Origin of the sequence: Echinimonas agarilytica (assembly GCF_023703465.1) — a bacterium.
Taxonomy (GTDB): Bacteria; Pseudomonadota; Gammaproteobacteria; order Enterobacterales; family Neiellaceae; genus Echinimonas; species Echinimonas agarilytica.
The window spans coordinates 81,136-94,936 of sequence record NZ_JAMQGP010000008.1; the positions used below are offsets into that span (position 1 = coordinate 81,136).

Consider the following 13,801-nt stretch of genomic DNA (forward strand, 5'->3'; position numbering starts at 1 on the left):
AGCGATACTCCCTTACCTAGCCAATATTGGTTTCGTTATGATTTTGTTTGTTAATACGTTCTAAAAGCGCTTCTGGTAGTTCTACATTGTCGATATCTATCATGCCAGTCATCAGTCGAGGTAGCAGGAGATCTCGCGCCTCTTTTAACAAGCCGTTTTGATTTAAGAGATTCGTGATCGTTTCAAATATAGGATGTGCAAAATCATCAAACTGAGTCATTAATTCTACTGTTGGGGTATTTAGCTTAACAACGTCGGCTAAATCATTTCGACCAAGTTCTTGTTGGTTGGTCGCTCCTTTACCTAAATTGACAATGAACGGCTCAATAGCTTCTAAAGAGCGCCCTAACCAATAAGCTGATACTTCGTCGCTTGGCCTGACAATAGTTACGTGCGTATCAACAGTTGCTCTATCCGAACAATCAAAAAATTGAGCTACACGACCTAAAGTCCCTGTGCCTGTTGAGTTAACCAGTATATCAAGCGGTTGAAGCAGCTTATCTTTAGGTACCTTGTGCTCACTAGCTGTCAGCCTGCTTTCAGCAAAGTTAACCAAATGCTTTCTGATGCACTTTTGGTTGATCACAGGAAAACCATCGCTTTCAACATACTTAGGAGCGACACCACGGTTAATATAAGAAGTTACCTCCCGTAATGTTTGAGATTTCCAGCCTATCGGCAACCCAGATTCAGAGTCAATTCCAATCTCTTCATGACCAGGAAATTTCATGCGGACAAACCACTCCTCGTAAGTGATTTGTGCCATCTCTTCTAGAAGTTTGATTCGCTCTAAGTTATTGTCGATGAGGTCATCGTAAGCGGAGAGAACGACTGCAATCTTTTGGCGATCTTCTGGTATAGGTAAGTTAAAAATATACTTACGAATATCTGGACCACTAATGTGCGGAACATTAACACCTGTAGTAATGGTATCTATGTATTGTAGAAATGCAGGTGAAGCAATGACATAACGTAGAAATACCTGGTCACCAACATCTTTCGCTCTTAAGCAAGCGACTCGTTGAACTAAAAGCGATTTTGGATCAGAACTTTTAATCCAAGCAAACTTTAGTTGACCGCCTACAATTGGGCGATCCATGGCTAAAACAACATCATCAACAATTAACTGATAGCGTTGTAACTTTTCATAATCAGAATTATCCCACCATGGCCCTTCATCCCAACGAATAACTCTATGACCTAGATTACTTCCCTTGACTAAGAACGTATCATTACTATCTTCTGAAAATTGCTCACTCTTAAACGCAAAACCTGAATTAACGGTACAAAACTCACCAAGATTTGTAGGTTCAAATCTACTCATAACTGAACACCCTGAATAGGGTTCATTAACTCATTTGATTCATTATTCAAAGCCGTAAGTTTCGCTTGGATTTCTTTCAAACGAAACGCATAATCGAAATCATCATCAACTTGCACGGTATAACCTACATAACGCCCAGGAGTTAAGCTGTAGTCGTTTTCAGTCACTTCAGCCCTATCAACGACTTTGCAGAGTCCTTCGACATCCTGATATTTGTTTTCAGGGAAGTTTTCACGCAGTGAACGCCAATCTTTGATTAACTGCTTGTAATCAGCTAGCTCTTGCTTCAATAGTTCTTTATGTTCAGACAGTGCCGTTACAAGCTGCTTCAACAGCTTACTGTTTGCGTCCAACTGTTTTTTAAGCTGCTTGTTCTCAATGGTCGCTTTTTCATCTTTATCAAGTTCTTTAAACGCTTTTAGTGCTTTATCAGATTCTGCTTGATACTGTTCAACCAAGATAAATAAATTCTCTACAGGCTGATTAAAACTCTCATCCCATTTCTGACAAGCTTCAAAATCACTAGCGTCATCAACCGTTATGACCTCATCTAGCTCAGTACTAATTGAACCAAAATCGATGCTTGGTTTGACTTGCTTTTCAAAGGCTTTTTGGCACTTATCGCACAAAGCAAAATCATCTTGATTTGCTTTTTCATTGCATACTTTGCACTTGCTATCATGAGCAGGTGTAAAAGGCACTTTAAGAATCGACTTACACTCGTTACGTAGTGTATTAATCTCTTGTGCAATCTCTTTTGCAAGCTCAATGGCAGCGGTGTTATGTATTGCTTGAGCACTCGCTATCGCAGACTCATCACCACGGTACGATTCCATAATCGCATTAAAGTTAGTTAACTGACCTGGCGAGTAATCATTGATGGTACTGGTCACGACACGGAATGTGTTACGTGCATCAATCATCAAGATCTTATCTTTATTAGCTTCAGACTTCCCTTTATCTAAAAACCACACATGACAAGGTAGTGAACGGGTATAGAAGAAGTTGTTTCCAACCGCAACGATACAGTCAACCGCACCTGTTTCGACAAGCTTTTGGCGAATGTCTTTTTCAGTATTACCAGCATCGGTTGCTGAACTTGCCATAACGAAACCAGCACGACCTTGCTCATTCAGGTAATGGTAGAAGTACTGAATCCATAGATAGTTACCATTGTCAGCTTTAGGAATACCGATATCTTTAAATAAACGTACATCCGTTTTCACATAGTCTTTTTTCTTATCGACTTTTTTCACGTTAAACGGAGGGTTCGCCATGACAAAATCACACTTGCCCGCCAGCGAATGAGGATCAGAATAGAAGCTATTGCTCTCAATGATTTTGCCTTCAATACCATGAATAGCTAAGTTCATTTTTGCTAGGCGGGTGTTGTTTGACTTCAGCTCCGAGCCGTAGCAAGTGACTTTTTGGTTGATGGAAGCGTTTTTGTCTTGCTCTTCAATGAAGTGACCTGTTTGTACAAACATACCTGCAGAGCCACAAGCGGGATCATGTATCACACCGTGGTCAGGTTTGATCATATTTACAATCAATTGAACCAATGATGGTGGTGTGAAAAACTCTCCGCCTTCTTGCGCACCTGCGCCATCCATTGAAAATTTCATCAAGAAAAATTCGTAGATACGACCAAACACATCACCACTGATGTTCTTAACTGAGTCTTTATTGAAGACACGGATAAGCTCACGCAATAAGTCGGTATCCAACTCTTGATAGTTACGCGGAAGCACACCTGCTAAGTCAGGGTAGGCTTCTTCTATCAGCTTCATTGCCTCGTTGATGGCTTCATCAAGCGGTTCTTGCTCTGGTAAATCAGCAAGGTAATCAAATTGAGAAAGCTCTGGTAACATCATTGCACCAGCAGCTAAGAAATCTTCTTTAGTTGCCGCGCGCTTTCCTCTCGGCCCTTCAGGAATGCTCGCTTCAATTTTTATTTTTGCTTGATCGTAACGGTTTTGTGCATAGCGCAGCAAAATTAAGCCCAGTACAGGATCTTTGTACTCTGCTGCGGTGAGCTTTGAGTTAGCACGCAGTGAGTTTGCACTGTCCCATAGTTCAGTTTCTAATTGCTTAATTTCTTGTTGATTCATAATTTCTAATACTTCTATATTGTATCGAGGTTAGTGTCATTCACTAACTCTCAAAAAATTCTTCGTCTATTTTCTTCAGGCTTAGTACTTGCTCATCACGACTACCAATGTTGTAACGAAGCATCAATCTTGCTAACTCCTTGCCATTGATAAGCACTATGCGCATACCTAGGTCTTTCGCTGTCTGAGTTGCTGATGAGGTAAACTCTGATGTGGTGATGAAAATGCCTTTCTGCGCTTTCTTCAGATTGAGTGCACCAAAGAAGTCTCGGATTTCACCAGCGCCAACGTTATTGCCATCCGCATAACGTTTCGCCTGTATGTAAACCTGATCAACACCTAGTGGGTCTTGGTTAATCACGCCATCAACACCGTTATCACCACTTTTTCCAAGAGTATGAGCCATACCTTCATCACTTCCGCCGTAACTCATAGCTAATAGCAGATCGATAAGTAGTTGCTCAAAGAAAGCTGGGGACACTTTACGGGTTCGAGATAAGATATCTGAGGCTAGAGCATCATTGATTTGTTTATAAGCGGCTCTAAGCACTTCATCAGGAGTGGTTTCATCCACTGAATCTTCAATTAATTCAGTAGAGGCTGTTTGCGAACTTGAGGAGTCATTCTTCTGTTCTTTGAACGCAACAAATTCATCAAACTGCTTTAAGTACTGATTATTAATAACTGCATTTTTATCTTGCAGCGCTTGAATGCCTCTATCTGTAATAATGAAATGCGCTCGCTTAGTCGCCTCAAGCAAACCTGCTTTAGTGAGGTATGTGCGAGCCCAGCCAATACGGTTGTCTAGAATGGTTTGTTTACCACTAGGCAGTCGCTCTTCTATCTCTTCTTCTGACAAGTTAAACCGTTGTGCTAGCAGATTAATCACATCCCTAAGCTTTACTTCTTTCCCATTGGCTGACTTTGCCACTTCAAGAAATGGGCGCATAAACTCTTGATAATTGGGGATCATCCATTGTCCTTTTGCTTTTCTATCCAAGCTTCTAAATCTTCACGCTTAAAGCGCCATGAACCACCAACCTTAAAGCCTGGTAGCTTGCCTTCACTGGCAAGTCGATACGCGGTTTTCTCTGCCAGCTTTAGATAAGCCGCTACTTCTTTAAGAGTTAGAATTTGGTCAACCATCTGGTTTGTACTCTCAGGAATGTCATTTTAATACTTAATAGAGAGAATATGGGAAAATTGAGGAAGTGACAATACGTTGGCGTGTGTTTATGTGACTCTTGTTTTATATGTTCAGATTTGAATATTAATCTAGCTCAGATGCTTGCATCTTCTCCATAATCCAATCCCTTGCTAAACAAAACCACAAAGAGCTATCAAGCAACGATCAAGCAAATTAAAACCCATAAAATCAATATATTAGATACACTTAGAGGCTCTTAAAGTACTTTTAGAGCTCTTCCATCAAGCAACGATCAAGCAAATTAACTCCAATGCGGTACATACCGCATCGCTTTTGCACCAGCTTCAGGATCATAAGGCTTAACCAAGCTACTACTTACGGCATCTTTAATCACTCGACTCACCGTAGCGCTGTTTTTTGCTTCTATGCCAAAACGCTCTCTTAAAGAGGCGTTGTTCATGTGCTCACGGCTTACGTAGCGTAAACAGCAATGTTGGTAACAGGCACGAATGCGGTCTTCTTTATCCATCTCTGCAAACAGCTTATGACCAAATAACACAGTACGTGTATGCCTGTCAGTCACTTCAAAAATGGGGGCTGGCAATTGATACAACTCGGTTTGAAATACCACCTTATCAATACCTGTGCCACGCTCTTCACATATATTGATGCGGCGCATAAATGATGCCAGCATTTCATTACGGCTTTGAGGTGGTGAATCAATAAAGCGATCTGTATCCACTAGCGGTATACCCGGATTGGTGATCTCCATACGGGTATCAAATAGCTCTATCATTGGACCTGTGCCTGTTAGGGAGAAGTCTTGGTGAATAATGGCATTGGCCACCAGCTCACGAATGGCCAATTCAGGGTACATTGGCACTTCTTTACGAAATGCTTTGCCTATCTCTTCGTTAGCGGGGAGTAGGGTTTTGATGTAGTCAATCAGCCCCTCAAAGCCTGCGGCATAACCTTTATTGCCCTCAAGTTCTCGTATGGTTTCAACACGGCTGTTACCACGATAATGAATCAGGCGAACGGCTTTACGACCAAGGTGCTGAAAGCTTTGCAGCTTTTTAGCAAACAAAATAGCCCCTACGTTAGCAATACTCCAATGCCCACTGTCTGTTTTACTGATCAGTCTATCCGCTTGTAAAGCCGTTAAAATACCATCGCGCCCTTCAGGCAATGGTTGCCCTGTCAACTCAAAATATGCAGGGTAATCGAGTAGTTGTAGTACCTCTTCAGCACTGCTGTTTTCCGTTGCGGCTTGTTGCTCAAATGGAACTTTCTCAAACACCCGCCATAGTCCTCGCTCTTTCTCAGCAAACTCTCGCAGTTTCTTTTTGTACGAACCCACGCGAATGTACTCAGTGCCATCAAACTGCACTGGGGTATGGCTGGCCGCTTGTACTTCTAAAATTACCACTGGTTTTTCATTAGCACTTTCAAACGTATAAAACTGAAAATGGATTTTAGGGGCGGTTTTTTGTAGTAGCCAGCTTTCTAATTCTTGCTGCTTATGGCGAGCGCTAGCAGGCTTAAAGTCAGTACCAATAACTTCTTGAGTCTTATCATCCACTCCCCACACAATGTAAGCAGACTGCTTACCGAGCAAGGCTGCCGAATTGGCCAAAGCAGAGATATACTCACCCACCATCAGCGCATCGGCATTGTTATGTTTAAACTCCACCCATTCAGTTTCGTTTGGTAGGAGGCACAGCTCTCGCAATAAGGCTTGCAACTGCGCTAGGCTTTGCTCAGTGGGCATTATGATCTCCTACTTGTATGTACTTCTGTTTAATGGTGATCATACCTTTGCCCCCCGTTTAGAGTCTTCTACCAATAATTTAATCATACTGTTTTCATGAAGTTTGATTTGTGCCGCTTCCCACTCGCCACCTTCAGCTAAAAGAGAAATCATCTTATACAGCTTTAAGGTGTCGATTTTTTTCCCGTTAATCGCAGCTTTGAAATGATCACGCTTTGCCGCAGGTTGCACGTTACTTAACTTTGAATTTTTACTATGACTAATTAAACACAAGTTGCCGAAACGATGTAACGACTCTGTTTCTAGGCTTTTGTGTCCATCAAGCGGATGTTGCGGATAGAAATGCTCTACCGAGCTTCTGAATGAAAATTCAAACTGTTTCAACACCTCATCACGACTGCTATTGGTCGTTGCCTCACACCAAATTAGGTAGTCTAAATAGTTAAATACAAGGTTGTTTTCTATTGCGCCATAACAAAGTCGAGCTTGCACCTCCGGCTTATCAATCGCTAGAGGTTCATAACCCACACCTCGATACACCAGATCAAAATAATCGGCACCCGTAACACTTAAAAAGCGGCCAAACACAAATTGCCGAGCCACATGCTCAAGTTTACCCAAGTATTGTCTAGGGCTCACATCATCCATGCTATACAAGCTAAATAGAGCTGCATTAAGCCAGTGTTTATAAACCAGTGTAGGCGTAGATACATGCAGCGCTGCTAACAACATCAGAATACGGCGGTTGTCTCCCTCAAAGCCATCTTCACTCTCTTTATCAAATGTATTGATGTAACTTTGACTTGTGGCACTGTAAAAGTGCAGGCGCTTTAAGCTCCACTTATCTTCCCCTTGGGAAAATTCACGCTTAATAATGAACTGATCAAACAGATACTTACACTTTAACAGAGCAAAAATAAACGCTTTTACAGTATCAACCGAATTAACATGTTTTTGGAACTGGTCAAGCAGCTGTTTATCATCCAAGGGGACGTCTTCTTTGGTTAGTACCCTTAAAACATGCAGTAAGAAGTTAGAAAAATTGATAACGCTATTAAAGCGCTCTGGCGTCAGTGTGGCGTCAGTGCTAGAAATCGACTGAGGAGCATGCTGTAGAATATCGTTAAGTGAAAGCGAAACATTCAACTGAAGCGTTTGAGTTTTACCGCTTGCGACATCTATTTTAAATTGTAAGAGTTTCAGTAAGTCATCAAAACTTGATGGCGTGAACTTTCCCCAATCATCTCGCCCAAAAATGCTGTGGCGCTCATCAGGAGTAAAGCCATACTGAACATAACGTTCCATATTGGCAGTTGCATCCCACACCTTGTTTAACAGTGTAATGCTTTGCTCTTTATCTGCAGTATCATCTTCATTTAATACCGCCATTAAACGGGCTTTCACCACTTCGTGTTTTTCTAGCTGCTCACCACGATTATTCATCACTTCAAAGTAGTGATTTAAATCTGTGTCTTTAGGCACCGATACTCTGGTTATCTGAACCTGCTCAAATAGGTAAGTACAAAAATCAGTTAACTTGTTACCTAGACCACCTAGTGCCTTTTCTAAAAGCTCAAAGCCATTGATCACATCTTGGTTATAGTCATCGGTTTTAAGATCATTTATTGCTATGCCTTGCATAAGGCAAGCGAAGGTTATGGATGATTTTACTCGGCTTTCAAAGCTCAAATTGGCCTTGTTATACCACGTCATATCCACACTATTACCATGTTGAGCCATGCGTTTAAGGACAAACGCCAATAGCGTTAATGTGGTGAAACGTTGTTGGCCGTCGATGACCTCAAAACTGCCATCTTTACGCTCATACACCACCAAGGTTCCAATGTAATACTTTGGCTTATTATCAGTGTGTTGGGATTTTAATTGGTAGTCTAAAACATCCTGTACTAACTGGTTAATCTCGCCTTCGCCCCATGCATAGTTACGTTGATACATGGGCACCAAGTAGCGATGACTGTCCATAAGCAATGCTTTAACACTGAAGCTAGTAATATCATTGCTCATAGTAGTTCATCTCTTTAAATAGGACGGTAAGCTCGTCTAGCTTGGTGCCCTTACACTCTGAAGCCTTAATCGTGGCCAGCGGCCAATTTAATACATCACTGGGTTGCACGGCTTGCTTTATACGCTCAAATATATTGTGGTTCAATGCATGGTTATCCATGGTAGCCAGTTGAACTACCTGCATTTTCAGACGGCAGCTGTAGGCCCATACAAATAATTTTTCAATCGCCTGCGATAGCTGATGCGCACCAAATTTATCTAAGTAAAAAATAACAGCACAATCAAATAGGGTTCTAATGTAGCTATCGCCTGTGCGAGTTCGGGAGCCATAACTATTTAGGGTGCGTAATATCTTACACGCTAGTTCATCAAGTTCATGTCCCAACACCTTAAACGGTTTTTCCTGATTGCCTTTATGCTCTGTTGCCACGATTGCGGTAATTTGCTGCTGATAATGGCTGGTCATCTCAAAAAAACGGCGACCGTTTATCACCATTTGATCTAGATGAAAGGGAAAACCCATAGACTGATGATCGATTTTCCGCTGATACTGATGATTGTATTCATCCACAAAATGGTGAGAGATACGAAGTGGTTCAACATAAGGGTACAGCGCCACTTGTTCTAGGTTTACCCCTTTAAATAAGCCCACCTTCGACTTACCAAAGTATTGCGCCGAGTTGCCATGTGCCCAGTTGCGAATACGATACAGGTAATTGGCAAACAACTGTTCAAGCTGTTTGCTTTCTAGGCTTTCCCAATGACTAACCGACTGTGCTTTAAGCGCCACTTCCGACTCCGCAAACTCACGCAGGTGAAACGCTTTTAATAGATCGTGTGGGGCTAAGTCTCGGCCTCTGGCGTTTTGTGAGTCAAAAAACTGGAATGCTTCAGATACGTCATCAAGTACAAAGGTGACAACTTGGCAGCGGTTAAGTAAAAAATCGATGTCGGATTCGGTAAAGTCGGGACGAGCAACGGCCCGTTTAGCCGCCATAAAATTTTGGTGCAGGTTGCGGTGTGATATATCGCTACTAAAGCGTTGACGATTTAAAAACACACTAACAGGTGCAACAAGAGTATCAAGTGTGCTCTTTACATCTTGGCGTTTTAACCCTTTCAAACGTACATCAATTAGCGCTTTTACCAACAGCATTAAGGTTAAGGTGCGCTGCTGACCATCAACAATATCCAGTTGATTATTACCGCTGTCATTATAGCGATGAAAAACCACAGCCCCCAGACGATAGGCAGATTTGTCTCGGTATACTTTTAGATCATTCAATAAATCCGCTAAGTTTACCTGCGTCCATTTATAAGGCCGCTGATAGGCGGGAATAGCCAACGTAGAGATAGCCAATAAGGCTCTAACTGAGGTTATTTTTTTATCGAGATGTTTATCCAAAGTATCCATACTTGCCTGTTACCTCTTTATCTTTTCAAACGGTATGCGAGTTTTCCCCATGGGCGCTCTTGCATCATGCCATAAGAGTCGCTTTTCGCCGCAAGTTCGTCACAGCTTGCCAAAGGGATGAATTGAGCTCTGTTTGTTTAATCGCCATGTTTGTGAAGCCTTAAATAGAAATCGGGCTGCTATAATTGTTCTGTATTTAAACCAGCAGCTTTTAAGCGCGTAGTGAGATTGCGCATTTTAGAAAATTCAGTCCCGAAGCTGCTTTTTAAGCCTACGCCTTCACAGAACTCTTTAGCTGTGATGCTTTTAAGCTCATCCGCATACTTGATCATTTGCAGATGCATTTCTGCTGTGTATTGATTGCGAGGAGCATCATTTAAGGCTTGTTTAATGCTGTCGAAGATGGCTTGCTCAGTCATGTTTTGCGCCTTAGGTATGCATACATTTACGTATCTTTAGCTAATTTATATAAATTAGCTAAGCAGGGTATCTAAGACAAGCACTATTCCTTATAGAATTGCCCATCAAACAACAGAGAATAATGCGCTGTGAATTTTTCTCAAGATATCTAACACAAAAGCTCCGACCCTCAGAGCGTTACAACTCAGCTTGCTCTAGCTTGCTCATCAACCAGTCATCAACCTCGCTTTCAAGCCAGGCTTTGCGCTTGCCCATAACGGTATAGTTTCCAGGAAACTCACCTGCTTTAATCAGGATATAGATGCTACTGCGGCACAGTGTTGTTTTGTCCATAACTTGTTGTAACTTTAAAAATCTCATGTTGGGTTTCTCATGTGTGTTCATCTCACAACATGGGCTGGCGTATTATTTTTTAACTGAAATTACCCTCTAAGGCCCGATTCAAAAGTATTTCAGGCATATGTCATATAGGTGCAATAGCCCCCAAGCCGTTGCTTTACGTTATTCATACACAGGAGATTGATATGCCTTATGTCTTTATCGCTGGCTTCATGACTGGAGTTAGCCTGTATCACTATGCCAAAGGAGATAGCGAATGCTCTGGTTAGCTCCTACCCCAATTGCTCAAGTGTTTATTGCAGGAGTCTCTGCAGGGTATGCCTGGGCCAAAAGCGTTGATTGAGTTTTAAGTCAACACAAAGCGATACCTCAAGAAGGGATGCCAATAGGCATCCCTTCTTTGTTTCTGAATTAGAAAAGTGCATGGCCATGCTTAATACAGGCTGCGGAGAATGATTTATGAGCGAGTTAAAAAGTAAGAGAGAAGCCCTAATCGGCCCTTTGAGTGTTGGGGAGGTGTTGGATGCAGCAGCCAATATTGTTGCGGAGCGTTTTATCTCTTCCGATGTTTACAGCAGTGCTGACAAAGTAAAGGAGTATTTAAAATTTAAATTGGTCCCATACGAGCGTGAGGTCTTTGGCGTCATGTTCCTGACCAGCCAACACGCCTTGATTGATTTTGAGGAGCTGTTCTTTGGCACGGTGAACATGACTACGGTCTATCCCAGAGAGATTGTGAAGGCGGCGCTTAAGAACAATGCGGCAGCCGTCATTCTGGCGCACAACCATCCATCAGGAGAGCCAGAGCCTTCTCAGGCTGATAGAAATATCACCCAGCGTATTCAGCAGGCTTTGTCGCTGGTGGATATAGACGTTCTCGACCACATCATTGTGGGCAAGGAATCAATGTCATTTGCTGAAAGAGGTCTGATATGAGCCACTCGATTATTCGACACCGAGGCCTAAGATTGCCTGCTCGCTTCTATAGAAAGCTGGAATCCATTTTGGCTAAGAACCCAGGCATTCAAACTGGCGGCATCACTCTGAACTTTCGGGATGAAAACTATAGTGCTGAGCATGGAGGTTATCACCCCGTTGAAATTCGTCTCGACAAGGAAGGGGACAAGTGGATCCTCTGTTATGTCACAGACTTTGCTTATGCTGGTCTTGCAGCAGAGTTGGAGAAGGATATAGATGTCTGCTTTATCAGCGAGCTCTTCTACAGTCGCCTAACGGGAATGATGCCACTGGGACGGGTAAAGCCGTTCGTCCGTACCTTCATTGAAAACTTCATCGCCTACTGTGATATGGGTGTTTACAAGCTGGAACTCAGTACAGATTAAGTTCAAGTTCCCATTTTGGTCTTTTGGGAACTTTGCAGGCCTTGTTCTATAAGGCTTTGCTTCAAACCTACCCTCTGAGCTTCCTCAAACTACCATTTCAAACGGAAAAAGGAACCTAGCCATGGCAGAAGTCCAAGCGGTTAAAGAGCCTGACACCATTCGTTTAGTGAGTCACCTACTTACAAGGCATCATAGCCAGCAGATGGCTGATATCTGGAACATTGGTCTAAACCTAGCGTTACGGATCTCAGATCTGCTATCGATTAAGTTTAGTGATATTGAGGAGGACCGACTGGTTCTCCGAGAACAAAAGACTGGCAAACATGCCAACATTCAACTGAACCCCAAAGCCTTACAAATCATCCATAGGATTAAGGAGGAACATCCAAGCCATATCTACCTGTTTCAATCCTACCGAAACAAACAAGCCATCAACCGGTCTCCTAGACCATTAACACGTCGAGCTGTAAGCAAAGCTCTTGGAACAATAGGTGAGGAGATTAAGTTACCACTTGGCACTCACTCAATGCGCAAGACCCGAGGCTATCACCTGTACAAATCAACCAAAGACATTGCCCGAGTCATGAAGATGCTCAGGCATAGCTCTGAAGGTGTCACCCTTCGTTACATCGGGCTCACACAAGAAGAAGTCGATAAAGACTTTAAGGAGTTGGAGCTATGATACCCAACCTAACAAGTACTTGTAGGAGAGTGAAGTGCTAGATGGGTTGTACAATATGTGCAGGAGTGGATTTCTAGCCACCTGCAACATCGTACATATTAATAGGAGGGTAATGCCCTCCTTTATTTTTTCGCATTAGACAATCAAAATCTAACGGGTTGTTCTACTACAATCAAACGACCTTCGCCGATCACCATAATGCTTAGATTTAGGTTTAGCAAAGTAACTAAACCTGAAGAACAATTCGTTGTACTCCTCCGCAAGGCGCTTACTGTGAATGTTTACATAGTGAATTGGATTTTTTGGGAAATGCACGAGCCCACCCACATCATCAAAATCAAGACCCAATGCACTTGCCCATGCCTTTACAATTCTTGAAGCCATATTGTTACCTGTCGCTTCGTAGTTACCTAGAGTGTGGTATGCGTCTTTGTTTAGCAAAATGATTACGTGAAAGTGGTTCGCTCGTGCATTTTCTCTCTCTGAGCACCAAATGTAGTTAGGGCGACACCTGTAGCTCCTAGAGCCTGCTTTATGCTTTCTATTTCGATCAGCTTCAATCTGAGCATCGAGTGACCCCATAAACCTAGTTATGTGACGGTTACTTTTCAGCTCTAACTCTTCGGGTACATGAAGGTCCACACGAATAGCACATACTCTAGAGTATTGAGACAAGTACCTGTCGATAACTATTTTGCCTGCTGCAAGGTAGTTTTCTATGAGAGGACCATAACTGGTTATTACTTTCAGGCCTTGGTAGTAAGGTCCATAGTGAAGCTTTAGTGAAGGAGTGCCTTTAAGACGTTTGTTCATGATTATTCCTAAGGTTGTATTAATCCATAGGAATAGGAACTCCATTATTTTTTAACTGCTCTAGAACAAATAGAGCTAGGTATATTAGTTATACCAACACCAGAACCTTATAGCCTTGCTTGGCTCAATAGCGCCAATCGTCAGGAATGTTTACTCCAGTTACTCTCCAATTAAGTTACTCACAAGCACTAAAAGTCCTCTGCAACCACTTGTTCATGACCTAGGCAAAGTACAAAGCTCATCTTACGCTGATGAGGCTTATGACACTAAGCAGAGTCACAAAGAGATAGCGAGGGAGAAAACTAAGTCTTTAGAGCAAGTCCTCTCTTCTATGCTCGATGACTAACCTTACCTCTGACCAATAACTACCCCACCTGATTCTTCGCAACAAAGGAGTAAGAGCTCTTCAAGC

At 42.4% G+C, this 13,801-nt stretch carries 13 protein-coding genes; 3 read left to right on the plus strand and 10 right to left on the minus strand.

Going from position 1 to position 13,801, the window contains the following annotated elements; translation table 11 throughout:
- Nucleotides 1–16: 16 nt before the first annotated feature.
- The 9 genes from NAF29_RS14980 to NAF29_RS15020 form a co-directional block, all read right to left on the minus strand.
- Nucleotides 17–1,324, minus strand: a complete 1,308-nt coding sequence (locus NAF29_RS14980) for a restriction endonuclease subunit S (RefSeq protein ID WP_251262434.1) — start codon at nt 1,322–1,324, stop codon at nt 17–19.
- Nucleotides 1,321–3,435 carry an N-6 DNA methylase gene (locus NAF29_RS14985; RefSeq protein WP_251262435.1) on the minus strand — a complete coding sequence of 705 codons (2,115 nt, stop codon included), beginning with the start codon at nt 3,433–3,435 and terminating at the stop codon, nt 1,321–1,323. Before NAF29_RS14985 ends, NAF29_RS14980 begins: the two co-directional genes overlap by 4 nt.
- A gap of 43 nt (nt 3,436–3,478) precedes the next feature.
- Nucleotides 3,479–4,408, minus strand: a complete 930-nt coding sequence (locus NAF29_RS14990) for a restriction endonuclease (RefSeq protein ID WP_251262436.1) — start codon at nt 4,406–4,408, stop codon at nt 3,479–3,481.
- On the minus strand, nt 4,405–4,581 hold the full coding sequence (mads1, locus tag NAF29_RS14995; protein ID WP_016788473.1) for a methylation-associated defense system helix-turn-helix domain-containing protein MAD1: 177 nt from the start codon (nt 4,579–4,581) through the stop codon (nt 4,405–4,407). The genes NAF29_RS14990 and mads1 overlap by 4 nt, the downstream gene beginning before the upstream one ends.
- Nucleotides 4,582–4,883: 302 nt before the next feature.
- A complete protein-coding gene (locus NAF29_RS15000) occupies nt 4,884–6,353 on the minus strand; it encodes an ATP-binding protein (RefSeq protein WP_251262437.1) in 1,470 nt (489 codons plus the stop codon).
- Between the two features lie 39 nt (nt 6,354–6,392).
- Nucleotides 6,393–8,378 carry a DUF262 domain-containing protein gene (locus NAF29_RS15005; RefSeq protein ID WP_251262438.1) on the minus strand — a complete coding sequence of 662 codons (1,986 nt, stop codon included), beginning with the start codon at nt 8,376–8,378 and terminating at the stop codon, nt 6,393–6,395.
- Nucleotides 8,368–9,792 (minus strand): DUF262 domain-containing protein, encoded by a 1,425-nt coding sequence (locus NAF29_RS15010; protein WP_251262439.1) that lies wholly within the window; start codon nt 9,790–9,792, stop codon nt 8,368–8,370. Before NAF29_RS15010 ends, NAF29_RS15005 begins: the two co-directional genes overlap by 11 nt.
- Before the next feature lie 179 nt (nt 9,793–9,971).
- Nucleotides 9,972–10,211: an HTH-like domain-containing protein gene (locus NAF29_RS15015; protein ID WP_251262440.1), complete on the minus strand. Its 240-nt coding sequence runs from the start codon at nt 10,209–10,211 to the stop codon at nt 9,972–9,974.
- 178 nt (nt 10,212–10,389) lie between these two features.
- Nucleotides 10,390–10,572 carry an AlpA family phage regulatory protein gene (locus NAF29_RS15020; protein WP_251262441.1) on the minus strand — a complete coding sequence of 61 codons (183 nt, stop codon included), beginning with the start codon at nt 10,570–10,572 and terminating at the stop codon, nt 10,390–10,392.
- 438 nt (nt 10,573–11,010) lie between these two features.
- Between NAF29_RS15020 and radC the strand changes: the two genes are divergently transcribed.
- The 3 genes from radC (at nt 11,011) to NAF29_RS15035 (ending at nt 12,576) form a co-directional block, all read left to right on the plus strand.
- Nucleotides 11,011–11,487, plus strand: coding sequence for a RadC family protein (gene radC, locus NAF29_RS15025; RefSeq protein WP_251262442.1), 477 nt, complete (start codon nt 11,011–11,013; stop codon nt 11,485–11,487).
- Nucleotides 11,484–11,894: a DUF2787 family protein gene (locus NAF29_RS15030; RefSeq protein ID WP_285817798.1), complete on the plus strand. Its 411-nt coding sequence runs from the start codon at nt 11,484–11,486 to the stop codon at nt 11,892–11,894. Before radC ends, NAF29_RS15030 begins: the two co-directional genes overlap by 4 nt.
- A 121-nt stretch (nt 11,895–12,015) precedes the next feature.
- Complete coding sequence (locus tag NAF29_RS15035; RefSeq protein ID WP_251262444.1) at nt 12,016–12,576, plus strand: tyrosine-type recombinase/integrase; 561 nt, start codon at nt 12,016–12,018, stop codon at nt 12,574–12,576.
- Between the two features lie 150 nt (nt 12,577–12,726).
- Here the strand turns inward: NAF29_RS15035 and NAF29_RS15040 are convergent, their stop codons facing one another.
- The gene (locus NAF29_RS15040) at nt 12,727–13,389 is read right to left on the minus strand and encodes an inovirus Gp2 family protein (RefSeq protein ID WP_251262445.1); all 663 of its coding nucleotides are present in this window, start codon (nt 13,387–13,389) and stop codon (nt 12,727–12,729) included.
- Nucleotides 13,390–13,801: the final 412 nt, after the last annotated feature.